This is a genomic window from Candidatus Nitrosopumilus sp. bin_32a (assembly GCF_054095935.1).
Genome location: NZ_JBSWSN010000001.1, coordinates 87,487 through 113,258 on the forward strand (window position 1 = coordinate 87,487; position 25,772 = coordinate 113,258).

Sequence of the window (25,772 nt, forward strand, 5' to 3'; positions counted from 1 at the left end):
ACAAAAAATCACTGAAGAAAATGAAACAAAAAATTTTTGTATTTGGTCGTGGTTTTTTAGGAAATTATATTGTTGATGAATTTAAAAAACATGGCGATGAAGTTTATTCTTCTCGTTTAACAAGTTGTCTAAAAGATGATTTCAAAATTGATGTTCGTGACAAAAATTCAATTTTTGACGTTCTAGAAAAAATAAAACCAGATTTAATTATAAACTGTGTTGCAATTACAGATCTTGATTTCCTTGAAGATAATCCTGAAATAGGATATGAAATAAATTCAGAAGGCACTAAAAATATTGCTCTAGCCTCAAACAAATTCAATGCAAAATTAATTCATATTTCTACTGATAGCCTTTTTGATGGTGAAAAAGGCATGTATGATGAAAGTGATCATCCTAAACCGATCAATGTCTATGCAAAAACAAAATTTTTAGCAGAAAAATATGTAATTCAGGAAGCCAAAAAATATCTTATATTACGAACAAATTTTGTTGGTTATGACTCTGAAGGTAAAAATTTGTTAAATTGGATGGTATCTAAATTATCTAATGGAGAACCGATTATTGGATTTAATGATGTGTTTTTCACACCAATTGAAGTTTCGTATCTAAGCTCTTTAATTTACAAACTTTCATCAGTAGAAGAAAATTTAATTTTAAATCTATCTTCAGATAAAAAAATTAGTAAATATGATTTAGCTATCTTACTTTCTGATATATTTTTATTTGATAAAAATTTAATTAAAATGGGTTCTTCGACAGATCTTTCTTTTAAAGCAAAAAGACCAAAAGACACTTCATTATCAAATATGAAATCTAAAAAATTATTAAATGAAAATTTTTTAAGTTTAAATGATTCATTAAAAAAAATTAAATCCAAATTTTAAATTATCAATAACAATTATTATGAAAGAAACCTTGAATAGTTAGCAATACCAATTTTTAATATGAATATTAAACCAATCAAAATTGGTAAAAAAACTGTTGGCAATAATCATCCATGTTATATTATAGCTGAAATAGGCTCAAATTTTAATGGAGATTTATCTTTAGCTAAAAAACTCATAAAACTTGCAAAAAAATGTGGTGCAGATGCAGCAAAATTTCAAGTATTCACCACTGAGAATTTAATCTCTAGAAAAGGATTTGAACAAAAAAATGCTTTTCAAAAAAAATGGAAAAAATCTGTTTGGGATGTTTATAAAAATGCTGAATTTCCAAGAGATTGGCACTCTGAACTCAATTCATATTCTAAAAAAATAGGAATTGATTTTTTTACAAGCCCATGGGATTTTGATGCAGTAGATTCTCTAGTAAAACTTAAAGCTCCAGCAATTAAAATCGGCTCTGGCGATATTACCTATCTTGAAATTTTAAAATATATTGGCTCCAAAAACCTTCCTATCCTTTTAGCTACTGGAGCAAGTACATTAGAAGAAATTTCTATTGCAGTGAAAACTATCAAATCTACAGGTAATAATAAAATAATTTTAATGCAATCGATAACTCAATACCCTTCTAAAATTTCAGATGCAAATCTAAAAGTTTTACAAACATTCAAAAATAAATTTAATTTGAATGTTGGTTACTCTGATCATTCTCCAGGATCTTTAGTATCGTTATCAAGTGTAGCACTAGGTGCCTGTGTAATTGAAAAACATTTTACATTGGATCCTACGATGTCAGGCCCTGATCATCCTCATTCTATGTCTCCAGATAATTTTGAATCTATGGTGAAAGAAATTCGTACGTTAGAAAATGCATTGGGTACAGGTATCAAAAAAGTTGAAACTTCTGAAAAACAAACAAGAGTTATTCAGCGTAGAGGAATATGGACTATTAAACCAATTAAAAAGGGAGAAAAATTTACCCGCGAAAATATTCGTTCTCTAAGACCCGTTAAAGGATTATCGTCTTCAAATTATGAACAATTACTAGGAAAAATATCTAAGTGCAATCTAAAAGAATTTCACCCAATGTCAAAAAATGATTTGTGAAAATTGAAAAAAACTCTTAAAAATAAAACTAAATCGACAATTATTATCCAAGCTAGGACTGGTTCTTCTAGATTACCTAAGAAAGTCTTATCAAAAATTCAATCTAAACCCATGATTTGGCATGTAATTAACAGAGTAAAAAAAGTCAAAAATGTGGAGCAAATTATTCTGGCTACCTCCACAAATGTATCTGATAAACCTCTTGTTAAAATTGCAGAACAAGAAAATATCCTTGCTTTTACAGGAAACCCTACTGATGTTTTAGATCGATACTATCAGGCTAGTTTAAAATTTAATGCTAATCCAATTATTCGAATTACAGGAGATTGCCCATTAATTGATCCTAAATTAATTAGTAAAATGCTAGATTTTTTTCAGCATCATAAATTTGATTTTTTATCAAATAATCTTAATCCTACATATCCTGATGGATTAGATGCATCAATTTTTTCTTTTAATGCTTTAGAACAGGCATGGAAAAAAGCTAATTTGCAATCAGAACGAGAACACGTTGTACCTTATATCACAAAACACAAAAATATTTTTAAAATATTCAGTTATGAAAATTCCAAGAATCTTTCTAATTATAGATGGACTGTAGATGAAAAAAATGATCTTACTTTTGTTAGAAAGATTTATCATTTAATGAAACCAAAAAATATTTTTTATACAAATGATGTTTTAAAAATAATCCGACAAAATCCTGCTTTGCTAACAATCAATTCATCTATTACAAGAGATGAAGGATATGCTAAATCATTAAAAAATGATCAAAAATTTAATTTATAATGAATTATTTCATTGATTTCTTCAGCACTTGTTTTATTTTAAACCTAAATAATATTAATCGGTCATTAATCTATCAATCATGTATGATATAGTAAAAGATCTCTATTACACCAGAAGAGATCTTATTTCAGATGGATATGACGAAGCGTTGGCATACATTTCAAAAATTATCCCATTAAAAATTCACAATATTCCTTCTGGAACCAAATGTTGGACATGGACTATACCTAAAAAATGGAGTATTTCAGATGCTTATATTGAAGTTGATGGCAAAAAACTCTTAGATCTCAATGATCATCCATTACATGTTATTTCGTATTCATTATCTATAGACAAAATAGTACCTCACAAAGAATTGATGAATCATCTTAATTCAAATCCAAATAGGCCTAATTCAATACCTTTTCAATTCAAGTACTATGAACAAGATTGGGGTTTTTGTATTGAACATAATAAACTCTCAAATTTTTCTCACGAGAAATACCATGTAGTAATTAATTCACAACATGATGATGGTTTTCTAAAAATTGGTGAAATTTCTATTAAGGGTCAGACTGATCAAACTATTGTTCTTGTAGCACATTTAGATCATCCTGGCATGGCTAATGATGATCTTGCTGGAGTAGCTGTACTTGTAGGAGTTGTACAAGAATTATTGAAAAAAAATAACATGTATTATTCTTATACAATTTTATTTTTACCAGAAACTATAGGTTCTATTGCATATTTGAGTCAAAATGAAAATTTAATTCCAAATTTCAAATATGGTGTATTTTTAGAAATGTTGGGAAATGATAATGAGTTTGCTTTACAATTTAGTAGGCAATCAAACACAGTATTAGATAAAATTGCCAAAAATATCCTAAAAACAAAATATCCTAATTTTTCTCAAGGTGAATTTAGAGAGGTAATTGCAAATGATGAAATGGTATTCAATGGACCTGGATTAGATATTCCAATGATTTCTTTAAGCAGATGGCCTTATCCTGAATATCATACAAATGATGATGATATTTCAATAATTAGTTCAGAAAAATTAGAAGAATCAAAAGATGTTATTCTTGAAATAATTGAAACACTGGAACAAAACTACTACCCTAAGCGAAAATTCATGGGTCCGCCATTTCTATCTGGATATGGTTTATGGGTTGATTGGCAAGATGATTTAGAGCAAAATTTGCTATTGGAAAAAATCTTTATGGAATTTGAAGGTACTAAATCAATTATTGATATAGCTGAACAATTTGATTTACCTTTTAAAAAGATCTATGACTATGTAAACAAATTCGTTGATGTTGGTTTAGTTGAAAAAATTTATTCCGATATTTCTTAAATTAACTATTAAAATAAATTCAAAATTCTAGGTATTATCCTTAATTAAAAAATTTACATCATTTTTAATTTCTTTATGAATTACATTGTAGACATCTTTCGTAGATATTACAATTATCTGACCTTTTCCCAAATCTTCTGATTTTGATAATCCTAGCTCTTTAGATTTCATATCCAATTTAATTAAATTTGGTAGATGATTTAGATTTTCTAGATCATGAACATAATGGTAGTATGTATTTTTAATTTTTTTGTTGTCAATGATGGAAGTTCCAGAAAATCCCTTATCATACCTATATTCCACATTTAATTCTCTTTCCACAAAATGAATGAATGTATTATAATCCGGACTCATATTAAATCGACATATTTTTCCATTTTCTTTCCATAGTCTATCCCAAAAAGAATCTATCCCAAAAGAATATTCCGAAACATTTTTTGTAAAATAATCTGATTTACCTCCAACTGCTGCAACAGAAAAATTTGCATCATCAGAACGTTTTGAGTTTTTTAATTCTCTAATAAATTCAGAAAATACTCCACATTCAAAACTTTTTGTAGTTTTTTTATCAAAAATTTGATTATTACAATATGAAAGAGAAAATGTAGGAACAATTAGAGTTCCCTTTTCTCCAATTACCTCAAAAATTGCATCTTTAAAAATTTCACAATATTCTTTTGAATTATTTGCATTTTCTAATCTACCAAAAAATCCAATATTACTATGTACAAAAATACTATCCCCAACTTTAATTTCTGTTTTCTTTAATGCCTCGATTATGTCTGATTTGGAAAAATCATAATTCTTTTTCAATTCTAGCCTCAATAATTTTACCCAATCCTTCTAAAGTTGAAAATGCCCTATTTTGAAATTCATCTGTTGAAAAAGTTATTTTAAATTCTTCTTCAATTTCTGTAACAAATGAAACAAATTTGAAAGAGTCTATCCATCCTTTTGCTAAATAATCCTCAGAAAATTTACATTCAATTTCTTTTTGAGATAGATCTGAATTTTTCTCAAACCAAGTAATCAACCATTCTTTCACATTCATTTCATTTTACCTATTGATATAGAAAAACCCTTGACGGAGAACCATCTGAACCTTCAATTTTCATTGGTGCAACTACTATATTCCAATTTTCTAGACTATCCAAATTTTCTAGATTTGCAAGATATTCTAGCAATACTATCTCATTTTCTAAGAGTATCTTATGAATAGGTGAATCAATGCCATTATTCGGTTTACTGTTGTCTGGCGATGGTGTGTCATATCCAAGTAATTCTACACCTTGCGAAACCAGAAAATTTGCAGCATCCTCAGTGAAAAATGGATGATTTTCATAAAATTCCATCTTATTCCATTTTTCACCCCACCCAAATCTAAAAATCATTCTTTTAGTGATCTTTATTTTTTCAAGATCCTTTTTTTCTATGGGTTGATTTTTCTCAAAATGTGAAAAATCTACAATTGTTACTTTTCCTACAATTTTATCTAGTGGAATTTTATCAATACTTTTCCCATCTTTAACAAAATGCAGTGGCGCATCAATATGAGTACCAGTATGAGTGCCTAAAGTTATTTTTCGTGTATTTCTTCCTACATCCTCTATTTTCCCCAGTCTTTCAACAGAAACTTTTGGATGCCAAGGAGTTGGATATGTGATCATCTGCTCATTTATCATATAGGTCAAATCAATAATTTTCTTCATCTTATTATCTCATTTAACTAGCAATATTTCTATTTTTCAGGCTCTAATTCAAAAAACCACCATAGGGGAAATTCTTTTGAAAATGATTCTGCACGTTTATCCTGGATTTTGGTTTCACTATTTCCATAGAGTTCTTTTAAATCTCTTATAATGTAGCCTGAATCTAAAAATGATTTAATGATTTCACTAAGATTTGGCGTAATATCAAATTTCTTTTTATTATACTCGGTGATAATTGTAAAAGGATTTTCAATTTCCCCAAACCACGGTCTTAAAAAAAATAAACCGTGAGGTTCTAATGAAAACAATCTTCCATTTTTCTTTAAAATTCGTTTTATACTTGATAATAGATCATGTATTTCGTATTTTTGTTTTGGGTTTGGAGGAACAAAATAAAATAATAATGCATCACTCATAAACACATAGTCTATACTATTTTCTTCAATCCAATCCAACGAATCAGAATTTCCTATTTCTGAAACTTTAAACTCCACACCATTACTATTTTTCTTAGCAATTTCTATGAATTCTTGATTTGGATCTATGCCAATTACTTTTGCTTCACTTTTTGCCATTAATTTACTATAATATCCTACACCGCAACCCAAATCCAGAATTGTATTATTTTTAGAGAACGTCTTTTCAAAAAATTCTTTCAGAAAGTTTTCTTGTACTGACTTGTAGAGATTGTTTTTGATACCTGAAATATCCTCATTAAATTTTTGTGAAATCCACCAATCATCTGGATTAATTTTTCTCTCTAATAGCATTTTTTGCCCTAGTTGTTGATGAAAATTCCCAATATGTTCATTGTCTAGTAAAGATATTTTTGATTGAAAAATTTCTAAATATCTTTCATAGTTGTCTATGATGATGTATTTTTTCTTAAAAATCTCTAATACTTTTGAAATTTCACAAATTTCAGGTTCAGGCCATTCTGAAATATTCCGTTTTATACGTGTAGGATCTGCTAGTAAGCCATCAAAATTTGAAAATCTTTCTATGTCCCATATCTCAAACTTTTCTCCTTGATTTGTATTAACAATTTCTTCAATTTTAATACCTGATTCAATATCTGAAATTATTTTTAATGCATTTGTTTTTGTAACAATCGAATTTCGTGTAAATACATTATAAAAAATCCATTTACCATCTTTAGATGACTGAATTATGATATCTTTGGGTATGATCATTACTTGTCTCTCTTATGATATAATTCTCTAATTTGAGGCTTGTTGATTTTTCCATTTACAGTTTTTGGAATTTCGACTAATTCTATAAATTCATCAATATGATAATCTTTACCCAACTCATCGATAATTTTTTTATTCAACTGTTTTTTCAAGTCATCATTATTTTCTACTGATATTATGAAACATACTGTTTTTTCCCCCAAAACTTTATCAGGAAAACCTAAAACCACACACTCTTGAAAAATTTTTCTATCTATTATAAAATCCTCTAATTTTTTCGGACTAAGGTTTATTCCCCCTTTGATTATGAGATCTTTTTTCCTTCCTGAAATTACTAAAATATTTTCTTCTAAAATTTCTCCTAGATCTCCTGAAAGAAAATACCCGTCAGTCAAATCTTCATTTATCTGTGAATCATGATATCTCTTAAACATCCATGGAACTTTAATTCTTATTTCTTTTTCTTTCAAATCTATTTTGGTATTTTTCAATAATTTTCCAACACCATGATTCTTCAAATTAGGTGAATTGGTAGTTACAAAAAGTGTTTCAGATAAACCATAACTTTCATACAATTTTATTTTGTATTTGTTTTCAAATTCATCTTTGATGGTGGGGTTTAGTGGTGATGTTCCTACACACCCAATAATTGATTTATTTTGGGCAAATTCAACTCCCTTATTTGATCTATCAAATTTTAATAATAATCCAATAATTGTAGGCGTGAACCAAAAAGTATTGACAGAAAATTCTTCAGGAATCTTCCAAAAATCCATTGCGCTTTTGAGAGAGAACCGATGATCAATTACAATTTTACTTTCAGAAATAAAAGGCAAGAAAATTAAATTAAGAATACCGGCCATATATGACATAGGTAAATTATGCAGAAAAATATTTTTAGAATTAAAATTAAATTTTTCATTAAATGATAATGCACTTAATATTAAATTTTTTAAAGAATGGACAACTCCTTTTGGTTTTCCAGTAGAACCGGAAGTAAATGTTATTAGAAAATCTTGTTCAATATCTAAATTATTTATTAATATTAAATTATCTTTTGATTCTTGAAAAACTTGTTGATTTATTTCATTTATTTGTATTTTTTCCCCTAAAAATTCACAATCAAAATTATCATAAATCACTAATTTAGGTTTAACATCATTAATGATTTCTTTTATTTCACTTCTTCCTTTTTCTGGATCAATCGGTACTATTGTAATATTAGAAAACAATGCTACAAAGTATATTTTTACAAACTCTATTGAATTATCCAACAGAGTACAAATAATATTCCCTGATTTGAGATCTTTACTTTTCAATTCTTTTTGACATGATATTACTTCAGAAAAGAATTCTGAATACTTTACTGTTCTTTGATTTATTGCATCATAAATAAAATCTTCATTCCATTTTTGTTCAAATACATCTCTAAATAATTTCTGAATATTTTCCAAATTACCTATCTTGTTCTCGTCCAACGTATCTGTTAAATCTATATTTTGCAGTGTATACACTACCATCTCGTTTTAATTTTTGAGCAATTTTTTCTAATTCTTCTGTATTCATTTCAACTTTATCTGTTTTTGAGTATTCTATAATCAAATGTATTGGGTCAACATTGTATTTTGTTGAATATTTAATTATATGATGCATATAACTAGAATGAAAATCTGCAAATCCTGCAATCATGTCTAGTTGAGATTTTCCATTTGATGAAATTAAAGGTTGAACATATTTTCTACCTATCTCTAAAATTTCATCAAAATTTATTCCTGTTTCTATATTTTTCTTGGCTAATACCATTGCCAAGATTTCTGTACATGCATTTCCTGCACTTCTTCCTAATCCTTGAAGTGAGCAGTCGATAATATCTGCACCTGATTCTATTGCAGTAATACTGTTTGCTATAGCCAAGCCTAGATTATCATGTCCATGAAACCCCATTTGAATTTCAGTCTTTTTTCTTATTTCTTTAAAATATTCTGAAACCTGTTCTGGGAGCATACCTCCTGCAGAATCAACAACATAAATAATATCTGCACCATAATTTTCTGATAGTTTTACTTTTTCAGCAAATTTTTCTGAACTTAGGGCATATGATTTCATATAATTTGCTGCAACTTGTATTCCATAATCTTTTGCCTTTTTTACAAATTCTTTTGAAGATTCAATTTTATTTACATCTGTTCCAATTCGAACAAATCCAATACCATGTTTTGCAGCTAGATCTATATCCTCAAGTCGTGCAATTCCAGGTATGCAAAACATTCCAAATTTAGATTTTAACAAGACATCCTTTGCTGCAATTAAATATTCTTCATCCGTTTGAGCTGTTTGACCATGGCCTAAATTTCTAGCATTAAATCCTAATCCATGTCCTATTTCAACAAATTCAATTCCTGATTTCTCTAATCCCTTACAGATGTTTGATGTATCTGATGATGTAAAAGAAAAATTTACTGCATAACTTCCATCTCTTAGTGTAGTATCTAATAGTTTAATCTTAGTCAATTGTGAATGTCCTTATTTTTATTCAATATAACTGCAAATGCTATAGCGTTATCACTGTTATGTGATATACTTAACAGTATATCCATATTTGCGGCAAAATTGTTTTTAATATTTACTAACGGTCTTCCATCTTCATTATTTTTAACTTCTATATCATTAAGAAAAAGCATTTTTTCTGATATGGAATTGTATGCTTTTATTATAGCTTCTTTAGCGGCAAATCTAGCTGCAAGATGCTGTGAAGGATTAATTTTTTGAAAACAGTATTCAATTTCTAAATCAGTAAACATCTTTTGGAGGATTTTTCTATCTTTTATTTTCTTTAAATCTGAAAATTTACTGATATTTTCGATATCTACACCTATGCTCATTTTTTCCATATTAATACAAAAATTCAATATCTACAAGACTAATAGTTTTTCTCGAAACTTCATGATATATTTATTCATGATGATGATACAATAATTAATGAAACCAAATATTTTGTTTCTTGTAATTGATTCTTTACGTTCAGATAGATTTTATGGAAAATCAAAAACTTCAGTTACGCCAAATATTGATAAATTAATTGAAAAAGGAGGATTATTTACAAATACATTAAGCTCAATACCTGCAACAAAACGTGCAACTTCCAGTATTTTAACATCATTACATCCATTTAAAACTGGTTCAGATGATGACAATTTTTTCAAAATATCCGATTTTACAAAAACACATTTTTCAACATTAAAACAAAATGGATATCATGTTGTGGCTACAGTTCCTGAAGTTCTTTCAAGTACTGGTTTATTCTCTGAAATAGATAATGGTAATGATTTTACATTTGATAATTTTCATGGCAGATTAAATCATAATATTGATAAAAAAATTTTAAATCAATTAGATTTAATAAAATCTAAATCTCCCTGGATATATTATATTCATTTACTAGATCTTATCAAACCTGTGATAGTTGATGATCAATATAACAAATCAGACTTTGGAAATGATGAATATGATCGAATTCTATCTAATATTGACATCTTTATTGGAAAATTAATTAAAAAAATTAATTTAGATGAAACTTTGATTATAATTACTGCAGATCATTCAACATATTTGCCAAAAATTACTTACAATAATTCTAATTTTACTTTTGAAGCTTCCACTTCACTTCGCATTCTTTGGAAATTGGGTTTTTCTATTCCTACAAAATTAAACTTTTTTTGGATGAAATTATATAATATTTATAAACTAAATTTAATAAAAAAAATAAATAATAAAATTGATCCAAATTTACTTTCGATCTATCAAAAAAGATTATTTCTCAATCTAATTGGACATACTCGTGATATTTATTCTGATAATATAGTAATCCCTTTCTTAATATGTGGTTCTCATATCAAAAATTTTGTTTCAAATTTTACTGTTAGACAAATTGATATTTTCCCAACTATTTTTCAAATTATAGGAATTAAATCAACTCAGAATTATGATGGAATCAGTTTAAAACCTATTTTAAATGGTGAAAATCTAAAACCATTAATTTGTTATATTGAAAATTTACCAACTAATGAAAATAAGTGGAAAAAAATTATTGGAGTTCAATATGATGATTATAAATTGGTGGTTGAAAAAAATGATCCATCAAGCTTTCAATTATATAATTTGAAAAATGATCCATTTGAAGAAAATGATATTGCTAAAAATGAACTTATTTTAGTTAAAAAAATGAGGGAGTATCTTGATGATATTTTGCAAAATGTATCAATTAATCCACAAGAATTGCTAAGTGACAGTGAAAGAAAAAAAGTTGAAGATGAACTTAAAAAACTTGGTTATATTTAATGAATTATTTTCTAAAATTTGATTTTTTTCTTTATTTTACATTTATGTAATTTTGGTAAATTTTCACCAAGAATATAATAAGTAGAAATGTTTAAGATATATAATTTGATGGGAGAAGAAATCAATCCTATGGACAAATCTTATCTTATTCGTTTAGGGAATAATTTTTTAGGACTACTTAATGATATTAAAAGAAGACCTGAGGATGCAGCCAGAGAATTGGGCATATCTATAGATGAAATAAACGCAATCATTTCTGGAAAACAAAAAATCTCATCTGAATTAGTTGATATGGCTACAAAAATTTGGCCTGTAAATGATAGAGATTTCTATATTATTTCAGATGATTGCCCAACTGGTATTTTGATTATGACTTCGGAAGAATCTAAAAAATCTTCCAGAATTATGGAACGAGCAGGAAAACCATATTATGAATATCGTGATACTGCAATGAGTAAAACTGCTCCTTTTAGACCTGAATGGATTTTGGAATTATGTACTGTAAAAGATAATGATCCAAACAATCCAGACGTTCAATGGAATAATGGTCATTTCATGCATCAATTTACTTATTTCATTGGAGAAGTTAATTTCTATTTTAAAGATTCAGATGGGAAAAAACATGTTTCTGAAATGAATACTGGAGATTCAATGTATATTACACCATTCACTCCTCACACTTTTGCTACAAGAGAAGGAGCAAGATCTAATGGGTTAATTTTAGCTTTAACTTATGGAAGTAAACTTACTGGTGACGCTCAACAAGAGATTTCTTTATTGCCACCTGATATAGGATCAAATTATGCACTAGATTTTAGTACAAAAGAACAATCAAGTTCTTCTTTGATAAATTATTATTATAATTTATCAAATCTTTCTATTACTGAATTTGAAAAAAGAACAAACATTCAGAATAATGTTTTACAAAGTTATCTTACAGGAAAAAAACTTCCAACACTCAATGATTTAGAAGCAATTGCAAAATCCTTACAAGTTAATTCTAGGGATTTAATGCCGAATGATAAAATTGAATCTAAAGTAATTGTAAAACATTATGATGAATATGCACATTGGACATATCCTGAAAATTCCAAAAATTATGAATTTTTTGAACTTGCATCAACTACTGCTCTTCCTCATTCTAAAGCATTTGAAATAATTATTAATGATCCTAATGATGAAAAATTAGATCTAAACATAGGTCTACATCAATATGTCTATAATGTTGGAGATTCATCTGTTATACTTAATTGGAAATACACTGAAAATTTTTATGAAAAATCTTTAGCGCCTGGAGATTCAGCATACATTAAACCATTTGTTGCTCATAATTTTAGAGGTAAAGGTAAGATTTTGATTTTAAGAATTGGCGGAAAAATTAATGGAGATTCGCAAAGGGAATTATCATTTGTGGGAAAAGAAAATGCTAAACGAGCTATTTCTGAAACTATGCTATGGTTTGATCCAAAAGGCTCTAGCTCTTAAATTTAATAATAATTAGAAATTTGTTTTGATATGAAAAAAGAAAATGTAATAATTATTATGATTGATGGAGGTCGTTTAGATCGTTCTTTAAATTCAAAAATTTTTAATCATATTCAAGAAAAATCAATATTTTTTTCCAATTCTATAACTTATGGACCTCACACCATAGCTGCAATGCATGCAGTATTTAGTGGAAGTTATGGGACTAGATCAGGAACCAATAGCTATTGGTCTACTTTTAATTTTAAAAAAGGACAATTTCAAACTTTAACTGAGTATCTTTCAATTGATGGGTATTATACATATGCAGATGTAATTAATGAATTAGTTTTACCAAAACAGGGATTTGATAGATTTATTGTACATGATGAATTAAATGATGATTTAACACAGAGGCATAAAGAAATTCTTTCTAATTTGAATGATAAATATAAGAATGATAAAAATTTCTTTGTTTATTTACACTATAGTAATATTCATACAGGAATAATGAATGATGTATTAAAAAAATTTACAAATTATAGTGATGATTTTTTTAATAACCGAAAATCTAATGAAAGTAGATATGATAAACTATTTTTTAATGCTGAAAATTATTTATCTCAAATTTTAAAACATGTTTATGATTTAGATTTAGATAAAAATTCTTTGATTTTGATTATGTCAGATCATGGTGTTAGTGTGGGTGAAAAATTGGGTGAAAGAGCATATGGTGCATTTTGTTATGATTATACTTTAAAAACAATTACTCATTTTCTATCTAACCGATTTTCATCCAAAGAAATTTCTCAGCAGATCAGAACAATTGATTTCATGCCTACAATTTTAGAATATTTAGAAATCCCATTAAATCAAAACAAAGCAAGTTTAGACGGAATTTCACTAATTCCACTGATTAATAATCAACAAGTACCAGAACAAGTTGCTTATTCTGAAACAGGAAATCCTCTACATGAAAAACAACCTCCTAAAACTCCTAATGTGGCATCTGTAAGAACTTCAAATTGGAAATTAATTTACAATATCTATAACAATACTAAAGAATTGTATGATTTAAAAAATGATCCTTTTGAAAATGAAAATATAATTGGACAATTCCCAGAAATAGAGCAAAAACTTTGGAATGAATTAGTCAGAATTAGAGATCATAAATAATTTATGTAAATAATTTATTTGCTTTATCTAAATCTTGTTTTGTATCTATTTCACACCATGTCCCTGATACAAATGAAGGAATAACTTTAACCGACGAATCTATCATTTCTTGAATCATGTCTGTAAGATATCCTTTTTCTAATGATATTGCATTATGAAATTTTCCAATATGATTTTTTTGTAAGTCATTAATCATTTTTAAAAATATTTTTGAACCTTTCTCAGTCATTTTTATAAGTCCTAAAAATTCCCCAATTTTGTCTTTATTATTACTAATATTTTTTTTAATTTGTATAACTTCATCTTTATTATTACACAAAACATTTTCAGCTTCAAAAAGGGGGTGATCTGTTCTACCTTCGTATGATTTTTTCCAGTTAAGATCTACTGCAATCACAATATCTCCTTTGGTATTAATTAATTGTTCAATAATTTTTTCTTGAAATATTATATCTGAATATGAAATTATTAATTCTCCTTTTAGATGTTCTTTTGCTACCATTAAACTACCTAAAATATCGTGCTTTTCATTTTCATTATCTGAAATGTATTTGACATCTGTATCTTTAAATTTATTTTCTGAGCCTGTAATTACAATTAAATCTACAATACCGTTATTTTTTAAGGCATTTTTTTGTCTTTCAAAAATTGTTTTTCCATTTACTGGAATTAATGATTTTGGTGTATTTTTATATTCGTTAGCAATTCTTTTTCCTTTTCCAGCTGCAATTATGATTGTTTTCATAAATTTCTATAATGATTTCATTACCCTATCTCTAATAGTTTTAGGTTTCCATGAAACTCTTTTGCTTCTTTCTTTGCTTGTTGATATTTTAATTAAAAGAAAGATAGGGCCTTTTACATTTTGAATTTTTTTTAATATATTAACTAATTGTCCTTTTGTTTTTATGGTAAATACATTATAGTTAGTATTTTTTGCAATTTTTTCAATATTTATGTTTGATGAATTAGTGGGTTGAGAACCAGTTGATTCATGACTATTGTTGTCAAAAACAATATGGACCATATTCTTAGGTTTTAGACTTCCAATTGTTACCAAGGAACCCAAATTCATTAAAATATTTCCATCTCCATCAAAAACAAAAATTTTCTTCTTTGGATTTTTTAAAGATAACCCTAATCCAATTGAAGATGCAAGACCCATTGAACCAATCATGTAAAAATTTGATTCTTTATCACTGATTTCAAACAAATCTCTACTCATGAAACCATTTGCAGAAACAATAGGATTATTTCCAATATTTTCTGTAATAATTTTAACAGCTTCTTTTCTAATCATGAAACATTCTCCTAATAATTAGAGCGCATGGTTTTTCATTTTTAATATTATTTACTGCCCAATCACAACATGTTTTCCAATTTTTATCAGTTAAAATTTTTGATTTTAATCCTATAATTTTTAAGAGATCGGGTTGTATTTTTCCAATTTTAAGATGTTCTGGAGCATCATCTGGAAGATATCCTCTCCAACCTATCAATAAAACTAAAGGAATTTCATAAAGTTGAACTAATGAAGTTATGGTACTAATTGAATTTGCAAATCCTGCGTTTTGCATAAATACTAAAGAATTGCTCTTTGATAAGGACATTCCAGTAGCAATTCCAATAGCTTCTTCTTCTCTAGTTGTTATGATGATATTTTTATTTTTCAAGCATTCATCGATAAAATATTTTAATGTTGAATCTGGCACTCCTATAAAATTTTCAATTTTCTTTTTTTTAAGATAATGAAATATCATACGTTGTGTTTCTTCATTCATTTATGTAACCTAATTTTTTTAGATTTTCTTCAATATTTACTTCTTGTTTTTTTATTTCATACATTTCTTGAAGGTGAAATATTTCATCCATTGTAGTCATTTGAGTTTTAACATCACTAAGTTTTTCTGCTGTTGATAATTTTTTGAGATGATCAGCCATTGCCCAATGTGCTGCACGTAATGATTGATTTGCATAAATTACAATACCTATGTTGTGTTTTTGAAGTTCAGTTAGTGTTACATCTGGGTATGATGTAGGAATTGCAATTATTGGAATATTTCCATTCCAGGAATCACAAAATTCAAAAATTTCATCAGGAGTATTTTTCTTGGAATGAATTAAAATTGCATCTGCTCCAGCTTTTTGATAGGCATTTGCTCTTTTTATTGCTTCATCAACTCCTAATCCTACAATAAGTGCTTCAATTCTTGCTATGATCATAAAATTTTTATTTTTTTTGGCATTTTTTGCAGCTATAATTTTTGCAACAAAATCCCTTTCTGACAATAACTCTTGTTTACCGTTTTGAAGTAGACTGTTTTGTTTTGGGAATATTTTATCTTCTATACTTATTGCTGCTATTCCAGCATTTTCATATTTTTTTACCATGTGACTAACATTACTTGGTCCTCCGAACCCTGTATCACAATCTGCTATTATTGGTATTGAGCATGCATCTGCCATACTTGATGCTGCAGACAGGAATTCTGTCATAGTGAGAATACTAGCATCTGGTAATGCATGTGTGGCTGAAATAGCAAAACTACCTGCCCAAACTGCATCAAAATTATTTAATTCTACCAATTTTGCAGACATTGCATCAAATGCACCTGCTACTCTGATGATTTTATTTTTATTTAATTTTGAGTGTAAAATATTGGCTCCGTCATTCATTTTGATCTGATAAATTAAGCAGAGGATTTAATCTATAATAAGAGATCTTTTTAATCTGTTTATATGTGGAGTATAAAACAGCCACCAAAAATTATTTTTGGAAAAAATTCTGCTCGGGAATTCACCTTTCCAGAAAAATGTTTGGTTGTGACATCCAAAAATGCAAGATCTCGTGGTTGGTTAGATTATGTTGGATTAAACAAATCTATGTTATTTGATGGTGTAGAATCTAATCCTTCAATTGATACAGCTGAAACAATTATTTCTAAATTTCAAAAATATGATTTTACTCATATTGTTGGAATAGGTGGTGGCAGTGCAATGGATGTTGCAAAATATTGTGCATTTAAAATGAATAAATTAAAAATTATGATTCCTACTACTTTTGGAAGTGGCAGTGAAGTAACTCGAATTTCTGTTCTTAAGATAAATGGTAAGAAAAAGAGCTTTCATGATGACAAAATTTTTGCAGACGTTGCTATAGTTGATTCTAATTTTATTAAAAATTCTAATGAAAAAATTCTCAAAAATTCTGTTATAGATGCTTGTGCTCAATGTACAGAAGCTTTTGACAGCAAAATTTCAAACCCCTATACAAAATTCTTATGTAATTATGCATTTGATATTTTAGAAGAAGGAATACTGACAAAAAATTATGAAAAAATAGTAATGGGCTCTCTAATTGATGGTCTTGGGTTTGGTAATTCTTCTACGACATTAGGACATGCACTTTCTTACGTATTTTCTAATGAGGGGATTTCTCATGGACATGCTTTGGCTTTTACTACTAGTGTAGCTCATAAATTTAATGATTCCCAGTATTATGAAAGATTTCAAAATCTTGTTGAAAAATTAAATTTTACTAAAATACAATTACACCAGCCACTAGATGAAGCAGCAGAAACAATAATTCTTGATAAAAAACATCTTGATAATAATCCAAAATTTGTTACTAAAAAAAATATTATTGATTTATTAGAAATAATTAATGAACAAAATAATTTATAATTTTTAATCAGAAATAATTATTTCATCTGTATTTTCTAAAATATTATAATTTATCAAATCTCTTCCTGGATTTGTAATACACTCTCCATTTTCTATGTTAAATTCCCAACCGTGGCCACCACAAGTTAATGTTTCATCCTTAACAAATCCTAATTCAAGAGGCCATTTTGCATGTGGACAAATTCCACTTATGGCAAAATATTTTTCTCCATTATTGAAAATAATTACTTTAGGACTTGTAGATACTTCAATTAATTTTCCTATTGGAATATCTGATTTCTTAATTTTTAATTCCATGTATATTCTAATGTAACTTGTCATACATCTTGTAAATATTACTAATTCTAGTAGGATCAGGATCATATAGCAAATTAATGAAATGTTCATTCCATACATCTGGTTTCCTGTCCCCCTTCCATCTTGCAGATAAGAATAATGTCTCCCACAACAATTCTTCTGAAACTGCTTTTTCTACTAAATGTGCTGGAATTATCATATGATAATTCCAATCATCTGTTTTACCTTCAGTAGCATACGTTCCTGATTCTTTATCTTTTGAAATATCTAAGATGAATTCTCCACCATTTTTACCGTCTGCAATTAATTGAACTTTCATATCGATATGTTTTCGTGCGATTGGATTTTCTGAAATAATTCTATTAAAATAATCTATGACTTTTGTTGATAATTTTGTAGATGCTTCACCTTCTGCTTTCCATCTATTGTTCAAATCTTCTTGTACTTCTATAGATAATTCATTTAACGCATCCATTTTATTAGTTGATAAAATTGGTTCATTGTTTTTTATGTGTGTACCATCAATACTTATTTCATCGTCAGCTGCCATTACTAGAACATTTGTACCGGAATTCCCACTATTATCCCAAGCAGTTTTTGGTTCATCAGGACATCCGAAAACTCCGGTAACAGGATTGTTTAACTCTAGTTGTGATTTATGGGGAAAAAGTGGACCTCCTGCATAGGCCATAGCATATTTTGGTTTAATCACATTTACATAATTAACAAATCCATTAATTTTGTTGGCTTTACGTTTTTTTGCAATTTCATCATGTTTTTCTTTAGAATAATTATATGCATCAGGATACCAATTTGCAACAGAATACATGAAAAATCCTATATCTGGTTTTGCGGCATTGACTTTTTTTAGTGATTCAAAATCCATCTTACAGTCAGTTTGGCAAAAAACTGTTCCTTCTTTGCTTTTAATTAATAATGCAGAATCTTCAAACATTAAATCTGGATTTTTTATTGCAGTAATTTCTAAATCATCACTAAGTTTTTCAGGTTTCCAAGAGGACAATTCAATTATGTTTTTAAAACCTAACTTGAGAATTTCATTGTAAAATCTATTTGTGGGAAATTTACAAATGTAAATTGGGATTTTCCTATCAAATTCTTTCAGAGTTTCTTCTTGAAAGTGATCCTCATGTTCATGTGAAATATAGATATAATCAACATCTGTTGGAATGTTTTTTCTTGTTGCTGCTTTGCTTCGTAGGGTATACCATGTATTGACATTGCAGGGTCCAACTATCCAAGGATCTACAATTATTCTTTCATTTTTTGTTTCAATCAGTGTACATGCTTGACCTAAAAATCTTACAAACACGCATATCATTGAAAATTAATGAATTTAAAAGTTACACAGATTATTTTAAATGAAATCATTATTTGTTGATAAATGCTTTGAGAATGTCTGTTTTTGTTAAAATTCCCCAAATTATGTTATTGTCATTCAAAACTCCTAAACCATTAATTCGTTGATTTAACAATAATGAACAAATTTTTGAAATATCTTCAGTCATAGGAACAGAAAGAATTTCTTTTGTACTTATTTTGTTACCTGAAATTTTTTCTGAATTAAATCTGTGAAATAGCAAATTTGTATCTAATTTTGTCTCATTGATAGAATTTGTATTGAAATCAGTAAATCCTAATTTCAACAAATCACTCATTGTTATAATACCCACTGGAATTTCATTTTCATCTTTAAGAATTAATCTAGAAATGTTAAAGTCAAACATTTTCTTAAAAATTTTACTTATTGTTACATTTGAAAATTCCCATAAATAATCATTGGACATTATTTCCACAGCTGATTTTTTCCCTTTTAACTCATTTTGAATAATTTTCACAATATCTGTTTTTGTTAAAATCCCAATAATTTTATCAGATTTTATTCCTAATGATCCAATATTTTTCGAAATCATTAATTCTGTACACGTTTTAATATTTTCAGTTGGATTTACTGATAATATTTTTTTTGATATCCTTTCAATAGGTATTTCATCTATTGCTTCATTTTGTTTTTCTAGTAAAAAACTACAAATATCTTTTTGACTTACAATTTTTGTAATTTTTTTATCTTCAGAAATTAAAATACGACTAATTTTTTCTTTCAACATTTTGGAAATTGTCTCTCCAATACTGGTTTCTTTATCAATTGAAATTACAGAATTCATAATGTCTTCTGCTTTAAGCATAAATCATTACAAATTTTTTACTATAATAATTAATTAGATATTATCAAATTTAATAATTGTGCCTAAATTTGGGATATTTTTTGCTTAAATCAAATATTCTCTTTTAGCATTATTTTAAATAGCCAAAATGAAGTTAAATTTCAAACCTATGATTGAAGAAATTGTTAAATCAAAAAATTATTCTGAATCTAATGTCAGTAAATCTGTTAATGTAATGGTCTGTATTCCAACTTATAATGCAGAATCCACTATTGCTGAAGCAGTTAAACAATGTAAAAAATTCGCTGATTTAGTTTTAGTAATTAATGATGGCTCATCAGATAATTCTGCTTTTATTGCTAAAGAAGCAGGTGCAGAAGTATTGACTCATAAAATTAATCTGGGTTATGGTGGTGCAATAAAATCTGGTTTCACTGAAGCATTAAAAAGGAAAGCTCAAGTAACAATAACTTTTGATGCTGATTTACAACATGATTCTAATGATTTGCTAAAAGTAATTGAACCTATCATTTCTGAAAAAGCTGATATTGTAATTGGTTCTAGATTTTTGGAAAAATCTGATGATGTAAAACCCTATAGAAAATTTGGCATTAAATTAATTACAAAAATGGTAAATTTATTTTCAGGAAGTAATATAAGAGATGCAGAAAGTGGATTAAGATCATATAGTTATGATGCATTAAAAAAAATTGTACCTGGTTTAGAGACTGAAGGGATGGGAATGTCTGCTGAAATTTTACTTAAAGCGGCAGTAAATCGATTAAAAATACTTGAAGTTCCAAGAAAAGAAATGTATCCTGATAATGTTCAGACATCATCACAAAATCCACTAAAACATGGATTGACAGTTGTTTTAACAATTTTTAAACTTATAATTGAAACAAAACCTCTTGCAGCTTTTGGAATTCCATCATTGTTTTTCTTTATAATCTCTGGAATTAGTTCCTTCTTTGTAATTGAATTTTATAATGAAATGTCAAGATTGCCTGTTGGTTTAACTTTATTTGCAATTACTATGCTTTCTGTAGGATTCTTTTTCATTATGGCAGGCATAATTCTTTATGTGCTAAGTAGAATTTCTGCTAAATTAAATTTCCATCTGGATGAATAATTTTCTTAAAATTTACTTTTTAGGTATTCAATTGATTTAACCGGTGTTGGATCTACTTTATTCATTATTGATTTGTAAATTGACACAAAATCTAAAAAATAAATTAAATAAACTAATTTGGTTATAATTGATCCTGAAGGTGAAGAAACAACTCTAAAATCTATTTTATTATCTGTAAAATATTCTTTAATTATTTTTTGTAATAGTTTTGTTTTTGAATAGTCATTTTTCCCTTCTATTAATATTGGTTGAATATTTCTTTGTTCTTCCCATGAAACTATTCCATTGTGACACATTTCAACAATATTTTCAGTTATTGCATGAGATTTTGAATTTTCTTGTAATGAATTTTTAAATCTAATTGCTGTAGCTTTTAATCCATATGGATAATATATAATCGGAATTAGAGTAATCCATTCAGCCAAATATATCGCTTGATTATTTCTAGTCAAATTATTTGATGAAATATTTTTAGAAAGTATTTCTATTTTTTTAATGGATTCGGTAATTTCATCTTTTTTAATTGGTAATATCGGTTGAAGTGTATTTAATATACAATAAAAATAATTCACAAAAGATGCTCTGGGTGAATGAATTTGTTCTAATTTCCTATGTTCTATTTTGTTCTTTTTACAATAATCCTCAATTTTTCCTCCTGATGAGAACGATATAATTTTGGATTTTTTTTTATATGCTTCTTTTAAAACAGTTACAGTTTCCAATGTATTTCCAGAGACACTTGTTGTAATTACTAGTGATTTACTATTGATTGTTGATGGAAGATGAAATCCTTTTACAACTGAGATTTGAATTTGTGTTTTTGATAAAATAGATGCAAACATATCTCCAATTGCCCCTGATCCGCCCATCCCAGCGAAAACTAAATGATTGATATCCTTAAAATTAATCTGCTCAATGTCTGAGTTATATGCATCTTTAGCAATTTTTGGCCATTGATTATAGATATCACACATGTGTGAACGATCATATTTTATTAACTCTGCTTTAGTAATCAACTCTACTTTTCATTCATGAATACCATATAATGTTTAGTTATCATTCACTAAATTTGATTAAAATATTAGTTAGTAGATTTCTGAAAATATATGAAAATATTTGTAACAGGTGGGGCTGGCTTTATAGGAAAACATTTAATTAAAAAATTACAAAATGAACATGAACTAATTGTATATGAAAATTTTTCAAGTAGCTCTGAAGAAGATTTTTTAAATTTATTGAAAAATAATATTTCTTTAATTAAAGGTGATTTGACAAATTACTCTTTATTAAAAAAATCACTTGAAGGTGTTGATTTAGTAATCCATCTAGCTGCAAAAATAGATATTTTAGAATCAATTAAGCATCCTGCTAACACTCATAAAATTAATGTTGAAGGAAGTTTGAATATGCTACGTAGTTGCATAGAAAATAATATCAAAAATTTTATTTTTGCATCATCTGCTGCAATTTATGGAAATCCTTCAGAAATACCAGTTTCTGAAAAAACTATACCTAATCCAGTTTCTCCATATGGTGCAGAAAAACTTAGTTTGGAATTTTATGCTAAATCTTTTGCCAATGCATATAATATGAACTGCATTTCATTACGATTTTTCAATGTATATGGAAAAGGCCAATCTAATGAATATGCAGGAGTAATTACTAAATTTACTGAAAAAATTCAATTAAATCAATCCCTTCCAATTTTTGGTGATGGCGAAAATACGCGTGATTTTATACATGTTGATGATTTAGTTGATGGAATTGTAAAATCAATATCAAACATTGAAGGTAAAAAAGGCAATGTGTATAATTTAGCTAGTGGAAAATCTACATCTATTAAAGAATTGGCTGAATTAATGATATCTATATCAAAAAAAGATCTTAAACTAAATTTTACAGATCCAAGACCTGGTGATTTACTTCATAGTTTAGCTTCAATTGAATTAGCAAAGGAAGATTTGGGCTTTGAACCTAAAATTTCACTAAAAGAGGGTTTATCCATCTTAATGAAAGAATAAATTAGAATATTTGATGGTATGAAATATGATGTTAAAAACTGTAGAATGGAAGGATAACAAAGTTGTAATGATTGATCAAACGAAACTTCCAAATGAACTTGTAGTAGTAGAATATGATAATTTTAATCAAGTTGCTGATGCAATTAGTACTCTTGTAGTTAGAGGTGCACCTGCAATTGGTGTATCTGGGGCATTTGGATTGGGGTTGGCAGCTTTGCAAAGCAAGGCAGCAACAAAAGAAGAGTTGCTATCTGACTTGGAGGGTGCAAGAAAAATCCTTTTTGCAACAAGACCAACTGCAGTGAATCTGGGTTGGGGATTGGAAAAAATTATGAATGTTGCAAAGACTGGAGAAACAGCAGAACAAATCAGAGAACTGGTAATTGAAACTGCCAAAAAAATGGCAGAAGAAGATATTGAAATTAACAAAGCGATGGGCAAGAACGGCTCGGTTCTTTTTGATGACAACGATACCATAATGACTCACTGTAATGCTGGAGCACTAGCTACTGTAGCATATGGAACCGCACTAGGTGTAATTAGAGCAACTAGGGAGAGTGGAAAAAATGTCAAAGTTATAGCAACTGAGACTAGACCCATTCAGCAAGGTTCACGGTTAACTGCATTTGAATTAAAACATGATGGATTTGATGTTAGCCTAATCCCTGACACTGCAGTTGGGTATTCCATGGCAAATGGACTAGTGAACAAAGTTGTAGTGGGAGCAGATAGAATTGTAAAGACAGGACATGTCTTTAACAAAATTGGAACTTATCAGGTAGCAACAATGGCCAAACAACATGGAATTCCATTCTATGTTGCAGCCCCATTATCTACAATTGATCTCATAACAAAGGCTGAGGATGTAATAATTGAGATGCGTAAAGGAAATGAGGTCACCGGAATTGGTGACAAAAAGACTGCCCCTGATGATATCAATGTGATAAATCCTGCATTTGATATGACTCCTCCTGAACTAATTTCAGGAATTATTACTGAAAAAGGTGTGGCTACAGCACCATATGAGGAATCAATCCCAAAATTATTTCAAAGTTAAAAACTGATACCCAAACTAATCCATTTTTTATACGATTTGATTCTATCGATGGTGAAATAATCAAATCTTAAAAATCCTTTTAGATCAGAGCAATTCTAAAAATTCTTTTTTTGTCAATCCACAATCAGAAATTATTTGCAGTATCAATCCTTTTCCAAGTTCTTTTTTCCTAGGAATGGATGTCCATAATCCATTCCCGTTCTCTACTATGACGTGACTACCTGTTTGGCGCGTAGAATAGAATCCTTTTTTTCGCAATGCCTTAAAAATTTCTCTATAGCCAATTACAGGAAGACTCAAAGTGAGACGGTGATTAATTTTGATGCCATAGATTTCTTTTGGTCTTCAAGATAAGATTTGCATAATCGAATTGCTTTTTTAGTATCTGTAATTGCCTCTCGTTTTGTATCTCCTTGACCCCTGGCTTGTGGTATTTCTAAACAATAGCCTGTATAGAACTGACCATCTTTTTTGATTAGAATGTTATAATCTTCTTTTCTGCTCATATCTCTCATACGAGATTTAATTATATAAAATGGATCTAAAATTACTAGTAAAATTTTGGCTGTTTAACTATTATCTCAATAACGGCAAACTGTGTCTTTTCTGCCCAGTATCTCAAATCTTTTTAGCATATTGCTAGGAACTATTGATTGTTTTAAGCCATAATCCTTGATTATTCGATAAAAATCTAATGGTTATTTCAAGCTAATAATTAGAAAGTTTTTATTGATTTTCATATTCCCGTATACAATATGAGTACAGTTTCTGCACAAGCAATTGAGGATTCACTAAAGCAATGCATGGATCCTGAGGTTCCTCTAAACATTGTAGAAATGGGACTAATCTATGGAATTGATGTTACTGAAAATAATGATGTGAACATCAAAATGACAATGACTACACAAGGTTGTCCTTTACATGAAACCCTGGTTCAAGATGCAACAAGATATGCCAAAAAAGTTCCCGGAGTAAATAATGTCAAAATTGACATTGTATGGGAGCCTGCATGGTCAATGGATAAAATGACTGAGGAAGGAAAAATGAAAATCAAAAACATGGGAGCAGCTATGAATACGCCAGCACCAATCAATTATGAGACTGCATTGCCTCAAGGAGTTGGAAAACTGGTCCAACAAGATGACGGTTCAATGGTACTAGCTAATGAGCATGAGCAAGGATTTATGGTCAATCAGGCAATTGTAGACTTTTGGAAGTCTTGTAATGGCCAACGTAAAGTGACAGAACTAGTAGAAGTATTTGCTCAACAAACAGGACTGCAAAGAAACCAAGTCGAAAAAGAAGTCATGCAGTTACTGCAACAACTACGTGAGGGTGGATTGATTGCAATTGCAGGTCAGCCAGACACTCCAAATGTTGAATTTAAAAAATAGTC

The 25,772-nt window shown here is 28.3% G+C and carries 29 protein-coding genes; 12 read left to right on the forward strand and 17 right to left on the reverse strand.

Going from position 1 to position 25,772, the window contains the following annotated elements; all coding sequences use genetic code 11:
* The first annotated feature begins 20 nt into the window (after positions 1-20).
* From ACW9XH_RS00440 to ACW9XH_RS00455, 4 genes are all read left to right on the forward strand, one after another.
* Positions 21-887: an SDR family oxidoreductase gene (locus ACW9XH_RS00440; RefSeq protein WP_457758685.1), complete on the forward strand. Its 867-nt coding sequence runs from the start codon at positions 21-23 to the stop codon at positions 885-887.
* A gap of 60 nt (positions 888-947) precedes the next feature.
* The gene (locus tag ACW9XH_RS00445; RefSeq protein WP_457758686.1) at positions 948-1,997 is read left to right on the forward strand and encodes an N-acetylneuraminate synthase family protein; all 1,050 of its coding nucleotides are present in this window, start codon (positions 948-950) and stop codon (positions 1,995-1,997) included.
* Positions 1,998-2,000: 3 nt separating this feature from the next.
* Positions 2,001-2,786, forward strand: a complete 786-nt coding sequence (locus ACW9XH_RS00450; protein ID WP_457758687.1) for a cytidylyltransferase domain-containing protein — start codon at positions 2,001-2,003, stop codon at positions 2,784-2,786.
* A gap of 79 nt (positions 2,787-2,865) precedes the next feature.
* Positions 2,866-4,119: a DUF4910 domain-containing protein gene (locus tag ACW9XH_RS00455; RefSeq protein ID WP_457758688.1), complete on the forward strand. Its 1,254-nt coding sequence runs from the start codon at positions 2,866-2,868 to the stop codon at positions 4,117-4,119.
* A 27-nt stretch (positions 4,120-4,146) separates the two neighbouring features.
* On the opposite strand, the gene ACW9XH_RS00460 is transcribed toward ACW9XH_RS00455, so the two are convergent.
* The 7 genes from ACW9XH_RS00460 to acpS are packed head-to-tail and all read right to left on the reverse strand — an operon-like array spanning position 4,147 to position 9,903.
* Positions 4,147-4,932 (reverse strand): AAC(3) family N-acetyltransferase, encoded by a 786-nt coding sequence (locus ACW9XH_RS00460; protein ID WP_457758689.1) that lies wholly within the window; start codon positions 4,930-4,932, stop codon positions 4,147-4,149.
* Positions 4,916-5,170 (reverse strand): acyl carrier protein, encoded by a 255-nt coding sequence (locus ACW9XH_RS00465; RefSeq protein WP_457758690.1) that lies wholly within the window; start codon positions 5,168-5,170, stop codon positions 4,916-4,918. Before ACW9XH_RS00465 ends, ACW9XH_RS00460 begins: the two co-directional genes overlap by 17 nt.
* Before the next feature lie 10 nt (positions 5,171-5,180).
* On the reverse strand, positions 5,181-5,828 hold the full coding sequence (locus ACW9XH_RS00470; RefSeq protein ID WP_457758691.1) for a cyclase family protein: 648 nt from the start codon (positions 5,826-5,828) through the stop codon (positions 5,181-5,183).
* A gap of 29 nt (positions 5,829-5,857) precedes the next feature.
* Positions 5,858-7,021 carry a class I SAM-dependent methyltransferase gene (locus ACW9XH_RS00475; protein WP_457758692.1) on the reverse strand — a complete coding sequence of 388 codons (1,164 nt, stop codon included), beginning with the start codon at positions 7,019-7,021 and terminating at the stop codon, positions 5,858-5,860.
* On the reverse strand, positions 7,021-8,541 hold the full coding sequence (locus ACW9XH_RS00480) for a class I adenylate-forming enzyme family protein (RefSeq protein ID WP_457758693.1): 1,521 nt from the start codon (positions 8,539-8,541) through the stop codon (positions 7,021-7,023). Before ACW9XH_RS00480 ends, ACW9XH_RS00475 begins: the two co-directional genes overlap by 1 nt.
* Positions 8,477-9,532 carry a 4-hydroxy-2-oxovalerate aldolase gene (locus tag ACW9XH_RS00485; protein ID WP_457758694.1) on the reverse strand — a complete coding sequence of 352 codons (1,056 nt, stop codon included), beginning with the start codon at positions 9,530-9,532 and terminating at the stop codon, positions 8,477-8,479. Before ACW9XH_RS00485 ends, ACW9XH_RS00480 begins: the two co-directional genes overlap by 65 nt.
* Positions 9,529-9,903, reverse strand: a complete 375-nt coding sequence (acpS, locus tag ACW9XH_RS00490) for a holo-ACP synthase (RefSeq protein ID WP_457758695.1) — start codon at positions 9,901-9,903, stop codon at positions 9,529-9,531. The genes ACW9XH_RS00485 and acpS overlap by 4 nt, the downstream gene beginning before the upstream one ends.
* Positions 9,904-10,000: 97 nt before the next feature.
* Here acpS and ACW9XH_RS00495 point away from each other — a divergent pair, with 97 nt between their 5' ends.
* From ACW9XH_RS00495 to ACW9XH_RS00505, 3 genes are all read left to right on the forward strand, one after another.
* Positions 10,001-11,359 carry a sulfatase family protein gene (locus tag ACW9XH_RS00495; protein WP_457758696.1) on the forward strand — a complete coding sequence of 453 codons (1,359 nt, stop codon included), beginning with the start codon at positions 10,001-10,003 and terminating at the stop codon, positions 11,357-11,359.
* 129 nt (positions 11,360-11,488) lie between these two features.
* Positions 11,489-12,844 carry a helix-turn-helix domain-containing protein gene (locus ACW9XH_RS00500; RefSeq protein WP_457758697.1) on the forward strand — a complete coding sequence of 452 codons (1,356 nt, stop codon included), beginning with the start codon at positions 11,489-11,491 and terminating at the stop codon, positions 12,842-12,844.
* A gap of 30 nt (positions 12,845-12,874) precedes the next feature.
* Positions 12,875-13,999: a sulfatase family protein gene (locus ACW9XH_RS00505; protein ID WP_457758698.1), complete on the forward strand. Its 1,125-nt coding sequence runs from the start codon at positions 12,875-12,877 to the stop codon at positions 13,997-13,999.
* Between the two features lies 1 nt (position 14,000).
* On the opposite strand, the gene ACW9XH_RS00510 is transcribed toward ACW9XH_RS00505, so the two are convergent.
* The 4 genes from ACW9XH_RS00510 to ACW9XH_RS00525 are packed head-to-tail and all read right to left on the reverse strand — an operon-like array spanning position 14,001 to position 16,675.
* Positions 14,001-14,744, reverse strand: a complete 744-nt coding sequence (locus ACW9XH_RS00510) for a phosphocholine cytidylyltransferase family protein (RefSeq protein WP_457758699.1) — start codon at positions 14,742-14,744, stop codon at positions 14,001-14,003.
* Positions 14,745-14,750: 6 nt separating this feature from the next.
* Positions 14,751-15,299: a thiamine pyrophosphate-dependent enzyme gene (locus ACW9XH_RS00515; protein ID WP_457758700.1), complete on the reverse strand. Its 549-nt coding sequence runs from the start codon at positions 15,297-15,299 to the stop codon at positions 14,751-14,753.
* On the reverse strand, positions 15,292-15,780 hold the full coding sequence (locus ACW9XH_RS00520) for a thiamine pyrophosphate-binding protein (protein WP_457758701.1): 489 nt from the start codon (positions 15,778-15,780) through the stop codon (positions 15,292-15,294). The genes ACW9XH_RS00515 and ACW9XH_RS00520 overlap by 8 nt, the downstream gene beginning before the upstream one ends.
* Positions 15,773-16,675, reverse strand: coding sequence for an isocitrate lyase/phosphoenolpyruvate mutase family protein (locus ACW9XH_RS00525; protein WP_457758702.1), 903 nt, complete (start codon positions 16,673-16,675; stop codon positions 15,773-15,775). The genes ACW9XH_RS00520 and ACW9XH_RS00525 overlap by 8 nt, the downstream gene beginning before the upstream one ends.
* 63 nt (positions 16,676-16,738) lie before the next feature.
* Between ACW9XH_RS00525 and ACW9XH_RS00530 the strand changes: the two genes are divergently transcribed.
* A complete protein-coding gene (locus ACW9XH_RS00530; RefSeq protein WP_457758703.1) occupies positions 16,739-17,683 on the forward strand; it encodes an iron-containing alcohol dehydrogenase in 945 nt (314 codons plus the stop codon).
* A gap of 3 nt (positions 17,684-17,686) precedes the next feature.
* Here ACW9XH_RS00530 and ACW9XH_RS00535 read toward each other — a convergent pair whose 3' ends face one another.
* From ACW9XH_RS00535 to ACW9XH_RS00545, 3 genes are read right to left on the reverse strand one after another with little or no spacing between them, the layout of a single operon-like run.
* The gene (locus tag ACW9XH_RS00535; protein WP_457758704.1) at positions 17,687-17,980 is read right to left on the reverse strand and encodes a Rieske (2Fe-2S) protein; all 294 of its coding nucleotides are present in this window, start codon (positions 17,978-17,980) and stop codon (positions 17,687-17,689) included.
* 7 nt (positions 17,981-17,987) lie between these two features.
* Positions 17,988-19,313, reverse strand: coding sequence for an MBL fold metallo-hydrolase (locus ACW9XH_RS00540; protein ID WP_457758705.1), 1,326 nt, complete (start codon positions 19,311-19,313; stop codon positions 17,988-17,990).
* A 58-nt stretch (positions 19,314-19,371) separates the two neighbouring features.
* Entirely contained in the window at positions 19,372-20,187 is an 816-nt protein-coding gene (locus ACW9XH_RS00545; RefSeq protein WP_457758706.1) for a CBS domain-containing protein, read from the reverse strand.
* A 127-nt stretch (positions 20,188-20,314) separates the two neighbouring features.
* On the opposite strand from ACW9XH_RS00545, the gene ACW9XH_RS00550 reads away from it, so the two are divergent.
* Entirely contained in the window at positions 20,315-21,298 is a 984-nt protein-coding gene (locus tag ACW9XH_RS00550) for a glycosyltransferase family 2 protein (RefSeq protein ID WP_457758707.1), read from the forward strand.
* 5 nt (positions 21,299-21,303) lie between these two features.
* Here the strand turns inward: ACW9XH_RS00550 and ACW9XH_RS00555 are convergent, their stop codons facing one another.
* Positions 21,304-22,314, reverse strand: a complete 1,011-nt coding sequence (locus ACW9XH_RS00555; RefSeq protein ID WP_457758708.1) for an SIS domain-containing protein — start codon at positions 22,312-22,314, stop codon at positions 21,304-21,306.
* 90 nt (positions 22,315-22,404) lie between these two features.
* Between ACW9XH_RS00555 and ACW9XH_RS00560 the strand changes: the two genes are divergently transcribed.
* Positions 22,405-23,319 (forward strand): NAD-dependent epimerase/dehydratase family protein, encoded by a 915-nt coding sequence (locus tag ACW9XH_RS00560; RefSeq protein WP_457758709.1) that lies wholly within the window; start codon positions 22,405-22,407, stop codon positions 23,317-23,319.
* A gap of 25 nt (positions 23,320-23,344) precedes the next feature.
* Entirely contained in the window at positions 23,345-24,376 is a 1,032-nt protein-coding gene (mtnA, locus tag ACW9XH_RS00565) for an S-methyl-5-thioribose-1-phosphate isomerase (RefSeq protein ID WP_457758710.1), read from the forward strand.
* Between the two features lie 84 nt (positions 24,377-24,460).
* On the opposite strand, the gene ACW9XH_RS00570 is transcribed toward mtnA, so the two are convergent.
* Together ACW9XH_RS00570 and ACW9XH_RS00575 are read right to left on the reverse strand one after the other, a co-directional pair.
* Positions 24,461-24,676, reverse strand: coding sequence for a type II toxin-antitoxin system HicA family toxin (locus ACW9XH_RS00570; RefSeq protein WP_457758711.1), 216 nt, complete (start codon positions 24,674-24,676; stop codon positions 24,461-24,463).
* Positions 24,673-24,882, reverse strand: coding sequence for a type II toxin-antitoxin system HicB family antitoxin (locus tag ACW9XH_RS00575; RefSeq protein WP_457758712.1), 210 nt, complete (start codon positions 24,880-24,882; stop codon positions 24,673-24,675). The genes ACW9XH_RS00570 and ACW9XH_RS00575 overlap by 4 nt, the downstream gene beginning before the upstream one ends.
* Positions 24,883-25,131: 249 nt before the next feature.
* Between ACW9XH_RS00575 and ACW9XH_RS00580 the strand changes: the two genes are divergently transcribed.
* Positions 25,132-25,770, forward strand: a complete 639-nt coding sequence (locus ACW9XH_RS00580) for a PqqD family peptide modification chaperone (RefSeq protein ID WP_457758713.1) — start codon at positions 25,132-25,134, stop codon at positions 25,768-25,770.
* Positions 25,771-25,772 lie beyond the last annotated feature (2 nt).